The organism is Mesorhizobium loti R88b, from assembly GCF_013170845.1.
Taxonomy (GTDB): domain Bacteria; phylum Pseudomonadota; class Alphaproteobacteria; order Rhizobiales; family Rhizobiaceae; genus Mesorhizobium; species Mesorhizobium loti_B.
Map to the genome: position 1 here is coordinate 5,230,007 of NZ_CP033367.1, position 15,818 is coordinate 5,245,824.

A 15,818-nucleotide genomic window follows, 5' to 3' on the forward strand; every position below is an offset into this window, starting at 1 on the left:
TCCTCAGTCCGCACATTCTCCGCTTGATGCCCGTTGTGCAACGCGATAGGCCGTTGCCGAATTCGATAGACTGGAGAACCCGCGTGAGCGCTCAAAAGACCAGAACCGAAACCGATACGTTCGGCCCCATCGAGGTTGCGGCTGACCGTTATTGGGGCGCCCAGGCGCAGCGTTCCCTCGGCAATTTCAAGATCGGCTGGGAAAAGCAGCCGGTTTCGGTCGTGCGCGCGCTGGGCATCGTCAAGCGGGCGGCGGCGGAAGCCAATATGGAGCTGAAGCGGCTCGATCCGGCGATCGGCAAGGCGATCATTGACGCCGCGCAAGAGGTCATCGACGGCAAGCTCAACGACCACTTCCCGCTGGTGGTCTGGCAGACCGGCTCTGGCACGCAGTCCAACATGAACGCCAACGAGGTGATCTCCAACCGGGCGATCGAGATGCTGGGCGGTGTCATGGGCTCGAAGAAGCCGGTGCACCCCAACGATCACGTCAATATGAGCCAGTCGTCGAACGACACCTATCCGACGGCCATGCACATCGCCTGTGCCGAGCGTATCGTGCACGACCTTCTTCCGGCGCTGAAGCACCTTCACAAGGCGCTCGCCGCCAAGAGCAGGGAGTTCAACCACATCATCAAGATCGGCCGCACGCATACGCAGGATGCGACGCCGCTGACGCTGGGCCAGGAATTTTCCGGTTACGCTGCGCAGGTCGCTTCGTCGATCAAGCGCATCGAACTGACGCTGCCCGGCCTACAGGAGCTGGCGCAAGGCGGCACCGCCGTCGGCACCGGCCTCAATGCGCCCGTCGGCTTCGCCGAGCGGGTGGCTGATCGCATCGCCGCCATTACCGGCATTTCCTTCGTCACCGCGCCGAACAAGTTCGAGGCGCTCGCCGCACACGATTCCATGGTGTTCTCGCACGGCGCCATCAACGCGGCAGCCGCCGCACTGTTCAAGGTTGCCAATGACATCCGCTTCCTCGGCTCCGGCCCGCGTTCGGGCCTCGGCGAATTGTCGCTGCCGGAAAACGAGCCGGGCTCGTCGATCATGCCTGGCAAGGTCAATCCGACCCAGTGCGAGGCGATGACGCAGGTCTGCGTGCAGGTGTTCGGCAACAACGCGGCCGTGACCTTCGCCGGCAGCCAGGGCCATTTCGAGCTCAATGTCTACAATCCGCTGATGGCGTACAACTTCCTGCAGTCTGTACAGCTGCTCGCCGACGCCTCGGTCTCCTTCACCGACAATTGCGTGGTCGGCATCGAGGCCCGTGAGGACAACATCAAGGCGGCGCTCGACCGTTCGCTGATGCTGGTGACGGCGCTGGCCCCAACCATCGGCTACGACAATGCCGCCAAGATCGCGAAGACGGCGCACAAGAACGGCACGACGTTGCGCGAGGAAGCACTGGCCACCGGACTGGTCAGCGAAGCCGACTATGACCGGCTGGTGCGGCCGGAGGACATGACGCATCCGGGGTAGACGGTTCCGGCGGGAGAATTTTACTCCCATCGAAGCCATGCTCGACATGAATTTCGCGCTTGCTGCGCGATCTCCGAAATGTGCGCACTGTGAACAATGTGTCGCCGCACAGGCAGCTTTGGTGAACAGTCCCGATCGTCTATCTCTCGGGTCATTCAACCCGTTCGGAGACTCAGCAATGTCCATCAGCTCTTCCACTGCCGCCGGCACCGCGTCCAGCAGCTCGCTCACCATTCTGCTCGGCCGCATCCTGCTCGCCGTCATCTTCCTGCTTTCCGGTTTCGGCAAGCTCACCGCCATTTCCGGCACCGCTGCCTATTTCGGCGCCATGGGCCTGCCCCTTCCGACCGTCACGGCGGTTGTCGTCGGCCTGATCGAACTGCTCGGTGGCCTCGCCATTCTCACCGGCTTCCAGACCCGGATCGCCGCCTGGGTGCTGGCTGTGTTCACCATCGCAACGGCTCTTGTCGCCCACACCGGTTGGGCCGACCAGAACCAGATGATCCATTTCCTGAAGAACGTCGCCATCACCGGCGGCTTCCTGCTGCTCGCCTCCTCGGGCGCGGGCGCCTATTCGATCGACGCCAAGCGCGGCTGATCCTTCCTCCCAAGCCTTGACAAAAGCGGCGCGGAATTTTCCGCGCCGCTTTTTCGTTGTCTGGATTAGCGCGCCGGTTTCGGCCGCGGCTTCGCAGGCATAGACTGCGCGGCGGCCGGATCGAGCCCAATCGGGCGCCGGCAAGGGAGGTGACCATGGCCCGCAACGCATTGCTTCTGGTTTCTAGGCTGCTATTCGCCGTGCTGTTCGTACCGTCCGGTTTCCAGGCGCTGGCCAACATCGCCGGCATAACCAGTTATTTCGCTGGCCTCGGTCTGCCGCTGCCAGCGCTCGCCGCCTGGGGCACCGGCCTGTTCGAGCTGATCGCCGGGTTCCTGATCCTCGTCGGCTTCCAGGTGCCGATCGTGGCGCTACTGCTGGCGGCCTTCTGCGTCGCTGCCGGCTTCATCGGGCACTACGGCCAGGGCGCCGGCGATGCGACGCTGGCCTTCCTGCACCAGCAGATGCTGATGAAGGACATTGCGATTGCAGGCGGTTTCCTGGCGCTGGCGATGGCCGGTGCCGGAGCTTGGTCGGCGGACGGGCGCGGCTCAGTCTAAGACCACGCCTATTTCACCGAAACGCTCGGCCCGCCCTCCACGGCCAGCACCAGCCTGCGGTTGGTGATCCGTGCCAGCTGCGCCAGCCGGCCGGCTGGACGCTCACCGTAGAGGTCGGAGAGCGGCGCCGGCAACACCAGCGCCAGCACGCCGTTGGCGCGCTGCTCCCATTTCAGCCTGGGCATGATGCCGGGCATCGAGGCCGTCAGCAGATAAACGACGCGCATCATCGCCGCCAGCACGCGCGCCCGCTCGAGGTAGCGCGGCGTCGCCAGCGCCTTGATCTCGGGCGCGATCGCCTCGTTGAAGATGCCGTCATGACGATAGGCGTTGGCCAAAGCCAGGAACGCGCGGCCGGGATGGTCGACACCGAAGAAGGAAGCGTGCGCAATGATGTTGAGCGACTGCCTGCCGCGGTATTCGGGATGCGCGCGCCAGCCTATGTCGGCCAGCAATGCGGCGGCATGGCGATAGCGTGCCTCGTCCTCGGTCTCGTCGATGCCAAAGGCAGCAAAGGTCTTGGCGGTCCAGTCGACAAGTTCATGCGCATGCGTGACCGAGCGCGAGCGCAGCCGGGCGAGTTCCTCGGCGGCGGAAATCAAAGGATCGGCCTTCTGCTCGGCCGCATCGAGCAGCGAATAGAGAAAGCCCTCGCGCACACCGAGCGCAGAGACGATGATCTTCGACGGCTGCATCGCCGTCATGATCTCTTGCAGCACGATGGCGCCGTAGGGCAGCAGCGAACGGCGGTTCTTCGAGACGCCTTCGATGCCTTTGACCTTCTCGATCTCGCCTTTCGCCACCTGCTTCAGGAAATTGGACGCGCTTTCGATGCCAATCTCGTAGTGGTGCATGACGCCAAGCGGGTAGTTGGTCATTTCCATGTGCAAGCGGGCGAGGTTTCGCCAGGTGCCGCCGACGGCGTAGAAGGGCCTGCCCTGCCCGCCTTTGAGCAGCTTTGCCCGCGCCAGTTCGTCACGCGCGATCTTCTGCGCCTGGGCAAGCGAGTTCTTGGCCATGTCCTGCAGGCGCAGGCCGCCCAGCGGCAGCGTAATGCCGTCACCAATCGCCTCACCATTGACGTCAACCAGTTCGAGACTGCCGCCGCCCAGATCGCCGGCGATGCCATTGGCCGGGTGGAAGCCGGAAATGACGCCGAGCGCCGAATAATAGGCCTCCTGGCGGCCGCTGATCACGCGGATCTCGGTCTTCAGCACGTCCTCGGCGCGGTGGATGAAATCGGGACCGTTGATGGCCTCACGCGCGGCGGCGGTGGCCAGCACATACATGTGCTCGGCGCCGGCTTGATCGGACAACGCGCGAAAGCGACGGAACTCTTCCATCGAGCGGGTTACCGCCTCGGGGTCGAGTTTTCCGGTCGAAACGATGCCGCGGCCGAGACCGGCCAGCATCTTTTCGTTGAACAGCATGGTTGGCGAGCGCGCCAGCCCCTCATAAACGACGAGACGGATCGAATTCGATCCGATGTCGATGATGGACAGCGGTCGGCGGTCCTGCAGCCGGCCCTGGGAATTGGACAACATCAGGTGGACGCTGCGGTGTTCTTCTTGCGGCGCTTGAACTGCGCAATGCGCTTGGGCGCATGCGACTTCAGCGCGTCACCCCGTCCCGACAGGCTCGGATTGGTCATGAAGTATTCCTGCGCGTTGAACGGCTCTTCGCCCTCCTCCAGCACCACGCGCCGGGAGGTTCCATCTGCCAATACGTCGAAACTTTGCTGATTGTCCATGATGTTGCCCAGCATGATCTGGCCCAGGATCTGTTCATGCACAGTTGGATTGGTGATCGGCACCATGGTCTCGACACGACGGTCGAGATTGCGCGGCATCAGGTCGGCCGAGGAGATGTAGACGATCGCCTCATCCGACGGCAGGCCATGGCCATTGCCGAAGCAATAGATGCGGCTGTGCTCGAGGAACCGGCCGACGATCGACTTGACCCTGATGTTTTCCGACAGGCCGGGAACCTGGGGCCTGAGGCAGCATATGCCGCGCACGACGAGGTCGATTTCAACGCCGGCGCGGCTGGCATCATAGAGCGCGTCGATGATGATCGGGTCGACCAGCGCGTTCATCTTCATCCAGATGCGCGCCGGCTTTCCGTCCAGCGCATGGGCGACCTCGTCGGCGATGTGCTTCAAGATGCGGCTTCTCAGTGTGAACGGCGAGATCGCGATCCGCATTTCGTCGGTCGGCTCGGCGTAGCCGGTGATGAAGTTGAAGAGCTGGGCGACGTCGCGGGCGATCGTCGGATCCGTGGTGAAGAAGGACAGGTCGGTGTAAATGCGCGCGGTGACCGGGTGGTAGTTGCCGGTGCCGAGATGCACGTAGTTGCGCAGCTTGCCGTCCTCGCGCCGCACCACCAGCGACATTTTCGCATGTGTCTTCAGCTCGAGGAAACCGAACACGACCTGGACGCCGGCGCGTTCCAGGTCGCGTGCCCAGCGGATGTTGGCCTCCTCGTCGAAGCGCGCCTTCAACTCGACCAGTGCGGTCACCGACTTGCCCGCCTCGGCCGCGTCGACCAGCGCGCGCACGATCGGGCTGTCGTTGGAGGTGCGGTAAAGCGTCTGCTTGATCGCCACCACTTCGGGGTCGGCCATTGCCTGGCGCAAGAACTGCACCACGACGTCGAAGGATTCATAGGGGTGGTGGACGACGATGTCCTTCTCGCGGATGGCGGCAAAGCAGTCGCCGCCATGCTCACGGATGCGCTCGGGGAAGCGCGGATTGTAGGGTGTGAACTTCAGATCATCGCGGGGTATGGAGACGATCTCGGAGATCTGGCTGAGCGCCAGCGGACCGGTCAGCACGCTGATACGGCTCGATGACACGCCAAGCTCGCCGGCCACGAAGTCGCGCAATTCGCCAGGCATCAGCTTGTCGAATTCGATGCGGATCACCGAACCGCGGCGGCGACGCTTCAGCGCCGTCTCGAACAAGCGCACGAGATCCTCGGACTCTTCCTCGACCTCGATATCGCTGTCTCGAATGATGCGGAACGTGCCGGAACCCTTGACCTCGTAGCCGGGGAACAGCTTGCCGATATAGAGACCGACCGCCTCTTCCAGCGGGATGAAGCGGACATGGTGCTTGCGGTCGGGCAAGCGGATGAAGCGCTTCAGCGCCACTGGCAGGCGCAAGAGCGCGCTCATCTCCTCGCCATTCTTGCGATGGCGCAATTGCAGCGCCATCGAGAAGCCGAGATTGGGAATGAACGGGAACGGATGTGCCGGGTCGATCGACAGCGGGGTGAGCACCGGAAATACCTGCTCCTGGAAGTGGTCTTCCAGCCAGACCTTCTCGTCCTTGGTCAGGGCATCTCGCGTAATGCTTTCGATGCCTTCCTTGTTGAGCAGCACGGTCAGCGCCGAAAGGCTCTTCTGCTGGTCTTCCTGCAGCCGTTCGACCTCTCGCAGCAATTGTTCGAGCTGCTGCTCGGGCGTGCGGCCGTCGGGGCTTTTCAGCGTGATTCCTTCGCGCACCTGGCCGGCGAGGCCAGCGACACGCACCATGAAGAACTCGTCGAGATTGGCTGCCGAGATCGACAGGAAGCGGACGCGCTCCAGCAATGGATGATGGGTGTTCAGCGATTCCTCAAGCACGCGGCGGTTGAACTGCAGCCAGGAAAACTCGCGGTTGACGAAGCGATCCGGGTTGCCGCCCTCTGAACTGGCCACCTCGACATTGACGAATTCGCTCTGCACCGGCTTCAGTTCGTTCATGGTTCCTGCCCGCAACCGTTCCTTTGGGAGCGCCGCCAGATGGCGATGGACGCTCTAACATGCTTTTGTGACGCATGATCCGTCGCGGAATCGCTTGGCATCCGCGGTCACACGCTTAACCGGCTCAACTTATCCTCTGACAGGCTTTTGCGACAGTTTCATTTCATCGATCTTGCAAAGAGACCTGTTATGATCCAGATGCATGCGAGACTGCGTTAAGGAGACGACGATGGCAGGCGGTTCCATTCCCCATTTCCAGAACGATGCCGGCCATCCGGCGATCGACATCGGGGTCAAGGAATTCATGTGTACGGGCGCCAATCCGCCTTTCGACCACCCGCATGTGTTTCTCGACATGGGCGACGACAATGAGAAGGTCTGCCCCTATTGCTCGACGCTCTATCGCTATTCGCCGAAGCTAAAGGCGACGGAAACGGTGCCGGCCGGCTGCCTCTACATCGACCTGGCCGCCTGATTCCTTCGCGACAGACCTGATGGACGATCGGCGCTCCCGGCAAGTCGTCATCGCCGGAGCGGGCATAGCAGGGCTGACCGCTGCGCTTGCCTTTGCGGAACGCGGCTACCCTGTACAGCTTTTCGAACAGGCACATCGCCTGGAAGCGGCAGGCGCCGGCATCCAACTTTCTCCCAACGCAACACGCATCCTTCGCCAGCTCGGCGTGCTCGACCGGCTGCTGCCGGCGGCGGTGCGGCCGGAGGCCGTGGTGCTGAAGGACGCAAGGACGTTGCGCGAACTGGCGCGCGTGCCACTTGGGCAAGCGGGTGAAAGCCGCTGGGGGGCGCCCTATCTCGTCGCGCACCGGGCCGACCTGCAGGCGGCGCTGACGACCCGGATCACCGATCGGTCCGATATCGAACTCGTTACCGGGGCGCGGGTGACGAACATCGCCGTAACGCCGGAAAGCATTGCCGTCACCGCCGAAATCGACGGCCGAAGCACCGAAGCCGCCGCTGGTATCCTGGTCGGCGCCGACGGTGTCTGGTCTTCGGTACGCGGGAGACTTGCCGCCGAGGAGGCAGGTTTCGGGACAAACCGCTTCTCGGGCGAGTTGGCTTGGCGCGCGACGGTCGCGGCTGATAACGCCGCCGGAGAGGCTTTTGCGGCGCTCGGCGCCGGCGGCTGCGTCACCACCTTTCTGCATCCCGGCTTCCACATGGTCGCCTATCCGGTGAGCAAGGGCAGCGCCTTCAACCTAGCCGCGTTCACCAAGGGCGAGCGCATCGCCGAAGGCTGGTCACGCCATGCCGATCCCGGCATCCTCTCCGGCGCCATGCGCGGCACGGCGCCAGCGCTGACGAGGCTCGTCGCGCTCGCCGGCCCATGGACGGCGTTCCCGATCCACACTGTCGAGCAGCGGCGCTGGACGACGCCTCAGGGCATCGCGCTGATCGGGGATGCGGCGCATGCCATGACGCCGTTCGCGGCGCAGGGCGCGGCGATGGGAATCGAGGATGCCGCCATGCTTGCCAATCTGGTTGCCGACTTTCGCGGCGACCCGCGGCAAAGCCTGACCATGTGGGAAAATCTGAGGCGGCCACGGATCGAGAAGGTGCTGAAACGCGGCGCGCTCAACCGGCTCGCCTGGCACGCCCGGGGGTCGGTGGCGATGGTCCGCAATCTTATCCTGGCGACACGGTCGGGAGAAAGGCTCGCGGCCGATCTCGACTGGCTTTATGGCTGGGAGGAACGGAAGGTTGTGAGGCGCTGATCGTCCTGGAGCTGCGGGCAATCGGTCCCTTCTCTGCTGCTCCAAAGCTCTCGAAGATGCGTCACGAGAACAAAGCACCCGGCGTCATATTCCAGTAGATGTGGTGATAGCACGCGAAAAAAATCAGGGCGGCCGCAACGGAGCACGCCATCGCGGCAGCCAAAGTTACCGCCACAGCCACGAAAACATTCGCTCTCAATGCATGCTTCGATACGAGGACGAGTTGAACCGCGATTGCGATCGACGAGAAGCTTGAGACACCGTATGCGCTCAGCACCTGCAATCCTTTGATAGGAGGACCAAGCACCACCACAACGGCTGCAAACAAATACCAGCCGATCGTCATTCCAGTTTCTTTTGGCAGCAGGCTCAAAAAGCCGACTGCAGCGTATTTTATGCCCAGTACCGACAGCGAAAATGCTACCGCAATGGGAAATTTTAAAATCACCCCGCGACAGATGGCCTTGAAGTCGGCACCTGCCACTGTCACACGGGAGAATAGAAAGATGACTACGGAAGCAACAATGGCTATCGCCAAATTTGAAATGAACTTATAGAAAATCGGGAAATGCGGGACTGAATTGCTCCAGTGACCTAGGAAATCCAGGTATCCTACGCACTGTTGAGCAAGTGCGAATATAGCAGCGATGGCTGCGATCGCGCACCAGGTATCGTCTCGCTCTGATATTTTACGAATGACGGCACCCGGTTTTATATAGAAAACGAATCCGCCAACAAAATATTTTATAAGCGCATCAAAAAAAGACACAACACTCTCCGCGCCGTCGCCAGATATGTATTTCTACATATAAAAACTAACAGCGCGTGCATGCATATCACCTGTTGTACAGCTTCAGCGACCACCCCAGCGACACCGGTAGTGGGTTCCACCAGCCTGTGCGCAGCCCGGCTGTGCGCAGCGCCGCCGCCGTCCAGGTGTTGCAGCCGACCAGCGCGTTGAAATGGCCATTGGCTTCGAAGAAGCCATCGAATTTCGAATAGGCGGCGTTCGGGATATGGATCGGACCGTCCGGCCCCTGCTGAAAACTGGCCTGTATGAAATCGAGCAGTGCCGCGAACTGATCGTCACCAATGTCGAAGCCGGCGACATCGGGATGCGGCTCGACGATATCGCCGGCGACATAGACATGCATTACCGATGCGTCGAGGGTCAGTGCTTTCATCACCGGCACGGCCTTAAGCTCAGACCACGTCGGTGTCTCCAGATAGAAGGCTCGGCCGCCCCAGCCAAAGACGATATAGCGCACCTCAGGGATGTCGGCCGGGATGCCGGCTTCGACCAGAAAATGAAAGCGCTGCCGCACCGAATCGTCCAGCGGAATGGCGATGTCGGTATGGATCGGGTTCTTCAGCACAAGGATATGACGCGTCGCTGATTTGTCGACGGCAGTTTGCCAAAGCGGTCGTGGCACCAAAGTGCCGAGCGTCACCGCGAGCGCGACCGCGATCAACAACACACCAAGAAAACGGCCGAGCTTTTTCATGAATGGCGGCCCTGCAAATGCATGCGGCGCGACACGAACCGCCCGCCTCCTGCTCACTCATACGCAAAAGAGCCCGGCACTGTTTCAGCCGGACTCTCCACAGTTCACTGAAAGGCCTAATGCAGGATCTGGCTGAGGAACAGTTTTGTGCGCTCATGGCGCGGATGGTCGAAGAACTCGGCCGGCGTGTTCTGCTCGACGATCTGGCCCTGATCCATGAAGATCACCCGGTTGGCGACCTTGCGGGCAAAACCCATTTCGTGGGTCACGCACAGCATGGTCATGCCCTCTTCCGCGAGGCCAACCATGGTCTCCAGCACTTCCTTGATCATTTCGGGATCGAGCGCCGAAGTCGGCTCATCGAACAGCATGATGCGTGGATTCATGCACAGCGAGCGGGCGATCGCCACGCGCTGCTGCTGGCCGCCGGACAGCTGGCCGGGATATTTGTTGGCCTGCTCCGGGATTTTCACGCGCTTGAGGAAATGCATGGCGATTTCCTCGGCCTGTTTCTTCGGCGTCTTGCGCACCCAGATCGGCGCCAGCGTGCAGTTCTCCAGGATGGTCAGATGCGGGAACAGGTTGAAGTGCTGGAACACCATGCCGACCTCGCGGCGCACCTCGTCGATCTTCTTGAGATCGTTGGTGAGTTCCTTGCCGTCGACGATGATCTTGCCCTTCTGGTGTTCTTCCAGCCGGTTGATGCAACGGATCATGGTCGACTTGCCGGAGCCTGACGGCCCGCAGATGACGATGCGCTCGCCGCGCATCACCTTGAGATTAATGTCCTTCAGCACATGGAACTCGCCATACCATTTGTGCATGGCGATGATGTCGATGGCGACATCGGTGGTCGAGATGTGCATCTTGGCGGCGTTGACCTTGATCTCTTCCGCGCTGACGGCATTTTCGGTGGCCATGACAGGGTCCCCTTGTTTTTTTGTCTTTGGTTATGATGCATCTCGTTATCCCAAAACCGCAACACACCTTTGGGCGACATGCATCAGCGTTTGTGGCCGGTGTCGAGCCGGCGTTCAGTGTACATGGAATAGCGCGACATGCCGAAGCAGAACAGCCAGAATACGAAGGCGGCGAAGATCAGACCCGACTTGGCCGTCTGTGCCGACGCCCAGTTGGCGTCGGCGAAATTCTGCTTCACGATGCCAAGCAGGTCGAACATCGAGATGATGGTGACCAAGCTGGTGTCCTTGAACATGCCGATGAAGGTGTTGACGATGCCCGGGATGACCAGTTTCAGCGCCTGCGGCATGACGATAAAGTACATCTTCTGCCAATAGCCGAGACCAAGCGAATCGGCGCCTTCATATTGACCCTTGGGGATCGCCTGCAGGCCGCCGCGCACCACTTCGGCCATATAGGCGGCCGCAAACAGCGACACGCCGATAAGCGCGCGCAGGTACTTGTCGAAAGTGACGCCCGGCGGCAGGAACAACGGCAGCATGACGCTGGCCATGAACAGAACGGTGATCAGCGGAATACCGCGTACGGCTTCGATGAAGATGACGCACAGCATCTTGACGATCGGCATCTTGGAACGCCGGCCAAGCGCCAGCACGATGCCAAGCGGCAACGACACGACAATGGCCACGAAAGACAGCGACAGCGTTACCAGCAAGCCGCCCCAGCGCGCGGTTTCGACATGTTCCAGACCGAAAACGCCGCCCACCAGCAGGAAGAACGCCACAACAGGCAAACCGACAATCAGCAGCAGAGCGTTGAGACCCTTGCGCGGCACGCTCGGCATCAGCATCGGCACCATAAGCACGACGAGCAGTATGCCAACCAGGATCGGCCGCCAGCGTTCCTCTATCGGATAGGTTCCGAACATGAACTGACCGAACTTGGCGTTCACAAAGGCCCAGCAGGCGCCAGACCAGCCGTCCGGCTGAATTCCGCCTTGCGTTACCGTGGCGCATACGCTCCGGTTCGGCCCTGTCCACACAGCGTTGATGAACGCCCAGTTGATGATTTGCGGGAGGATCATCACCACCAGCGCGATACCGATTATGGTCATAATGGTATCGGCTGTCGAGGCGATCAGGTTCCTTCGCACCCACGCGCCGACGCCTGTTACGCCGGCTGGCGCCGGTTGCGCCAGCATCATTTCGGTGCGTACCCAGGACATATCATGTTCTTGCATGTCCCTACCTCTCCACCAGCGCCATTTTGGCATTGAACCAGTTCATCAGCAGCGAGGTCAAAATGCTGATGGTCAGATAGATCACCATCATGATGACCACGCATTCCACCGCCTGACCGGTCTGGTTGAGCACCGTGCCGGCCGTCGCCGTCAGGTCGGGATAGCCGATGGCGATGGCGAGCGAGGAATTCTTGGTCAGGTTGAGATACTGGCTGGCCAGTGGCGGAATGACGATGCGCATCGCCTGCGGCACGACCACCAGTCGCAACGCCTGGCCGGAACGCAGGCCAAGTGCTGCCGAGGCTTCGCTCTGGCCCTTGGCAACGCCGCGAATGCCGGCGCGCACGATCTCGGAGATGAAAGCGGCGGTATAAAACGAAAGCGCCAGATAGAGCGACAGAAACTCCGGCTTGACGACGAAACCGCCGCTCAGGTTGAAGGTCGACTGCTTGGGAAAATCGAAGGTCACCGGAAAGCCGCTCAGCACATAGGCGAGCAGCGGCAGGCCGACAATCAGCGCCAGAGATGTCCAGAACACAGGGAATTGCTGGCCGGTCGCCATCTGCCGCTGCTTGGCCTTGCGGGCGACGAACCAAGACATGGCGATGCCGACAAGGAGACCCACCAGGATCAACCAGGAGCCGTCGCCCCAGATAGCGCGCGGAAAATAGATGCCGCGCTGGTTGAGGAAGGATCCGAAAGGCAGGTGATAGCTGTCACGCGGCGCCGGCAGCACGGCCAGCACGCCGGAATACCAGAAGAAGATGACCAGCAGCGGCGGGATGTTGCGGAACACCTCGACATAGACGGTGCAGATCTTCTGGATCAGCCAGTTTTTCGACAGCCGGCCGATGCCGACGATGAAACCGATGATGGTGGCGGTGATGATGCCGACAAAAGCGACGATCAACGTGTTGATCAAGCCGACAACGATCGCGCGGAAATAGGTTGAGTCCGACGTATAGGCGATGGGCGTGTCAGAGATGTCGAAACCGGCGCGGCCCCTCAGAAAGCCGAAGCCGGAGGCAATGTGAAGGTTGGTGAGGTTGACGATGGTGTTGTGGACAATCCACCAGACACCCGACACCAGCAAACCAACGACCAGGCATTGATAGAAAATGCTGCGGACTTTGGGATCGTTTATAAGAGAAGCGCGACTTGGCGCCTCGCGAAGAACTTCCTGCGATGCCATTCGACCATCCCCTGGAAAGAGAAACCGGGAGGCAGACGATCTGCCTCCCGGATCACATTTCGGTCAGCGGATCGGCGGAGCGTATTGCAGGCCGCCCTTGGTCCACAGCGCGTTGATGCCGCGGGCGATCTTGAGCGGGCTACCCGAGCCGACATTGCGGTCGAACAGTTCTCCGTAATTGCCGACGGCCTTGACGATGTTGACGACCCAGTCGTTGGAAACGCCGAGATCGGTACCGATCTTGGTGTCGGCTTCCTGGCCGAGCACACGCTTGATCTCCGGGCTGGGCGAGTTCTTCATCTCATCGACATTGGCCTTGGTGATGCCGAGCTCTTCCGCCTGCAACAGCGCGAAATAGGTCCACTTGACGATGTGGTACCACTGGTCGTCGCCCTGGCGCACTGCCGGGCCGAGCGGCTCCTTCGAGATGATCTCGGGCAGCACGACATGATCGGCCGGTGACGCCAGCGTCAGGCGGATACCGTAAAGGCCCGACTGATCGGTGGTGTAAACGTCGCAGCGGCCCGCGTCATAAGCGGCGTTGACCTCTTCGAGCTTCTCGAAGACGACCGGATTGTACTCCATCTTGTTGGCCTTGAAGTAGTCGGCGAGGTTGAGCTCGGTGGTCGTACCGCTCTGCACGCAGACGGCGGCGCCCGACAGCTGCAACGCGGAATTGACGCCCGGCAGCTTCTTGGCATTGATCATGAAGCCCTGGCCGTCATAGTAGGTGACGCCGACAAAATTCAGGCCAAGTGCGGTGTCGCGGTTGATGGTCCAGGTGGTGTTGCGCGAGAGGATGTCGACCTCGCCGGACTGCAAGGCGGTGAAGCGCTCCTTGGCGCTGAGCGGCGTGAACTTGACCTTGGTGCCGTCACCGAAGACAGCGGCGGCCACAGCGCGGCAGAAATCCGCATCGATGCCTTGCCAGTCGCCCTTGTCGTCCGGCGCCGAGAAGCCGGCCAGACCAGTCGAGACGCCGCACTGGATGAAGCCCTTCGCCTTGACGGTATCGAGCGTCGTGGCCGACGCGGCCGACGCCATCAATCCAAGCGTAGCGGCGCCAAGAATGCCGATAGCAATATGTTTCATGACCCACAGACCCTTTTCTCTGTTTTTCAGGCAAACCCTGATTCTTTTTCCCATGTGAACGCAGCTCCCATCCCGGCCCATTCCCGGAACCCCGCATCGTAACCGACGCGCCGCCTCCCATTCACGAATGGCATCGAAGGCGATAATTCCCGTGAGGTCAAGGGAAATGACCGAATCCGACCGCGTTTGAAAATCGATTGCCTGAAATGCCTGAATCGCAGACAAACGCACCCGCGATTTAGTCAGAAGCGCCAATAAAGTCGGCAAAGCTCATTGCCCAGCCAATTGGGCATTGTCGGTGTAATCCGCGTGCCGCAATTACTCTTCGTTACCGCTCTTCCTGCGATGGATTTGTGTGACCAGCACTGTTCTCTGCTTGGCCAGGCGCGATCGGAAGTCGCCGTCTGAAGAGGCAGAGGCACAGTCCGACGATGGCCTTTGCCGAAGAAGACGATGGTTTTTGCCGAAGAAATTGGCACATCCGAAGTCCGTTTCCTGGCGAACGCCATGCGGTTGCGCGGCCCATGCCGCCGCACTATGGCTAACGGCTTACCAGAAGAGGCAATGACGAATGGCAAAAGACGGCAACGAGCAGGTTTCCGGCAAAATGGGCATCAACACGCGGCTCGCCCATTCAGGCAACAACCCGCACGACTATTTCGGCTTCGTCAATCCGCCTGTCGTGCACGCCTCGACCGTGCTGTTTCGCAATGCAGCCGCAATGGCGGACCGCAACCAGAAATACACTTACGGCACACGTGGCACGCCGACGACGGACGCCCTTGCCCATGCTATTGACGCGCTGGAAGGCTCGGCCGGCACGATCGTGGTGCCGTCCGGGCTTGCGGCGGTGACCATTCCGTTGCTCGCCTTCGTATCGGCGGGCGATCATCTGCTGATCGTCGACAGCGTCTATCATCCGACCCGTAATTTCGCCGACACGATGCTGAAGCGGCTCGGCGTCGAGGTGGAGTACTATGATTCCCATGTCGGCGCCGATATCGCCGCCTTGATCAAGCCCAACACCAGGGTCGTGTTCACGGAATCGCCGGCCTCCAACACGTTCGAAGTGCAGGACATCCCGGCCATCGCCAAGGCGGCGCATGCGGCCGGCGCCATCGTGATGATGGACAACACCTGGGCGACGCCGCTCTACTTCCGGCCGCTGGACCACGGTGTCGACATCTCCATCCACGCGGCGACGAAGTATCCGGCCGGCCATTCCGACGTGCTGCTCGGCACGGTCTCGGCCAATGAGAGCCACTGGAAACAGCTCTATGAGAGTTTTTGCACGCTTGGCTGCTGTGCTGGACCTGACGATGTCTATCAGGTGCTGCGCGGCCTCCGCACCATGGGTGTGCGCCTGGAGCATCACCAGCGCAGCGCGCTTGCCATAGCATCGTGGCTCGAAGGCCAGAAGGGCGTAGCGCGCGTGCTCCACCCTGCCCTTCCCAGCCACCCGGATTACGATTTGTGGAAGCGCGACTTCTGCGGTTCGAGCGGCATCTTTTCCATCGTGCTTGCCGGCGGCGGCCAGAAGGAGCAGCACGCCTTCCTCGACGCGCTGCGGATCTTCGGGCTCGGCTATTCCTGGGGTGGCTATGAGAGCCTTGCTGTGCCGGTCTGGCTTGGCGATCGCGTCGTTGCGAAAGCCCCTCATGAAGGCCCATTGATCCGCCTGCAGATCGGCCTCGAGGATGTCGACGACCTGAAGGCCGACATCCTGCGCGGGCTGGCTGCAGCCGCCGGATGAT

At 61.2% G+C, this 15,818-nt stretch carries 14 protein-coding genes; 6 read left to right on the forward strand and 8 right to left on the reverse strand.

Going from position 1 to position 15,818, the window contains the following annotated elements; genetic code table 11:
- Positions 1 to 83: 83 nt before the first annotated feature.
- From fumC to EB235_RS25665, 3 genes are all read left to right on the forward strand, one after another.
- The gene (fumC, locus tag EB235_RS25655) at positions 84 to 1,481 is read left to right on the forward strand and encodes a class II fumarate hydratase (RefSeq protein ID WP_027034601.1); all 1,398 of its coding nucleotides are present in this window, start codon (positions 84 to 86) and stop codon (positions 1,479 to 1,481) included.
- 178 nt (positions 1,482 to 1,659) lie between these two features.
- Positions 1,660 to 2,079 carry a DoxX family protein gene (locus tag EB235_RS25660; RefSeq protein WP_027034600.1) on the forward strand — a complete coding sequence of 140 codons (420 nt, stop codon included), beginning with the start codon at positions 1,660 to 1,662 and terminating at the stop codon, positions 2,077 to 2,079.
- 155 nt (positions 2,080 to 2,234) lie between these two features.
- Positions 2,235 to 2,639, forward strand: a complete 405-nt coding sequence (locus EB235_RS25665; protein WP_027034599.1) for a DoxX family protein — start codon at positions 2,235 to 2,237, stop codon at positions 2,637 to 2,639.
- An 8-nt stretch (positions 2,640 to 2,647) separates the two neighbouring features.
- Here the strand turns inward: EB235_RS25665 and ppx are convergent, their stop codons facing one another.
- Both ppx and EB235_RS25675 read right to left on the reverse strand, forming a co-directional pair.
- The gene (gene ppx / locus EB235_RS25670; RefSeq protein ID WP_027034598.1) at positions 2,648 to 4,183 is read right to left on the reverse strand and encodes an exopolyphosphatase; all 1,536 of its coding nucleotides are present in this window, start codon (positions 4,181 to 4,183) and stop codon (positions 2,648 to 2,650) included.
- Positions 4,183 to 6,384, reverse strand: a complete 2,202-nt coding sequence (locus EB235_RS25675) for an RNA degradosome polyphosphate kinase (RefSeq protein WP_027034597.1) — start codon at positions 6,382 to 6,384, stop codon at positions 4,183 to 4,185. Before EB235_RS25675 ends, ppx begins: the two co-directional genes overlap by 1 nt.
- 229 nt (positions 6,385 to 6,613) lie before the next feature.
- On the opposite strand from EB235_RS25675, the gene EB235_RS25680 reads away from it, so the two are divergent.
- Both EB235_RS25680 and EB235_RS25685 read left to right on the forward strand, forming a co-directional pair.
- Complete coding sequence (locus EB235_RS25680; protein WP_027034596.1) at positions 6,614 to 6,859, forward strand: zinc-finger domain-containing protein; 246 nt, start codon at positions 6,614 to 6,616, stop codon at positions 6,857 to 6,859.
- A 19-nt stretch (positions 6,860 to 6,878) separates the two neighbouring features.
- The gene (locus EB235_RS25685; RefSeq protein WP_027034595.1) at positions 6,879 to 8,114 is read left to right on the forward strand and encodes an FAD-dependent monooxygenase; all 1,236 of its coding nucleotides are present in this window, start codon (positions 6,879 to 6,881) and stop codon (positions 8,112 to 8,114) included.
- Between the two features lie 61 nt (positions 8,115 to 8,175).
- Here the strand turns inward: EB235_RS25685 and EB235_RS25690 are convergent, their stop codons facing one another.
- The 6 genes from EB235_RS25690 to EB235_RS25715 all read right to left on the reverse strand — a co-directional run bounded on the left by EB235_RS25690 (position 8,176) and on the right by EB235_RS25715 (position 14,064).
- Positions 8,176 to 8,883: a hypothetical protein gene (locus tag EB235_RS25690; RefSeq protein ID WP_027034594.1), complete on the reverse strand. Its 708-nt coding sequence runs from the start codon at positions 8,881 to 8,883 to the stop codon at positions 8,176 to 8,178.
- Positions 8,884 to 8,950: 67 nt separating this feature from the next.
- Entirely contained in the window at positions 8,951 to 9,619 is a 669-nt protein-coding gene (locus EB235_RS25695; protein WP_027034593.1) for a TIGR02117 family protein, read from the reverse strand.
- A 116-nt stretch (positions 9,620 to 9,735) separates the two neighbouring features.
- Positions 9,736 to 10,485, reverse strand: a complete 750-nt coding sequence (locus tag EB235_RS25700) for an amino acid ABC transporter ATP-binding protein (RefSeq protein WP_031240865.1) — start codon at positions 10,483 to 10,485, stop codon at positions 9,736 to 9,738.
- Positions 10,486 to 10,622: 137 nt separating this feature from the next.
- Positions 10,623 to 11,780 carry an amino acid ABC transporter permease gene (locus EB235_RS25705; protein ID WP_027034591.1) on the reverse strand — a complete coding sequence of 386 codons (1,158 nt, stop codon included), beginning with the start codon at positions 11,778 to 11,780 and terminating at the stop codon, positions 10,623 to 10,625.
- A gap of 4 nt (positions 11,781 to 11,784) precedes the next feature.
- Positions 11,785 to 12,972 carry an amino acid ABC transporter permease gene (locus EB235_RS25710; RefSeq protein WP_027034590.1) on the reverse strand — a complete coding sequence of 396 codons (1,188 nt, stop codon included), beginning with the start codon at positions 12,970 to 12,972 and terminating at the stop codon, positions 11,785 to 11,787.
- 63 nt (positions 12,973 to 13,035) lie between these two features.
- A complete protein-coding gene (locus tag EB235_RS25715; RefSeq protein WP_027034589.1) occupies positions 13,036 to 14,064 on the reverse strand; it encodes an amino acid ABC transporter substrate-binding protein in 1,029 nt (342 codons plus the stop codon).
- Between the two features lie 571 nt (positions 14,065 to 14,635).
- On the opposite strand from EB235_RS25715, the gene EB235_RS25720 reads away from it, so the two are divergent.
- Positions 14,636 to 15,817, forward strand: coding sequence for a cystathionine beta-lyase (locus EB235_RS25720; protein ID WP_027034588.1), 1,182 nt, complete (start codon positions 14,636 to 14,638; stop codon positions 15,815 to 15,817).
- Position 15,818 lies beyond the last annotated feature (1 nt).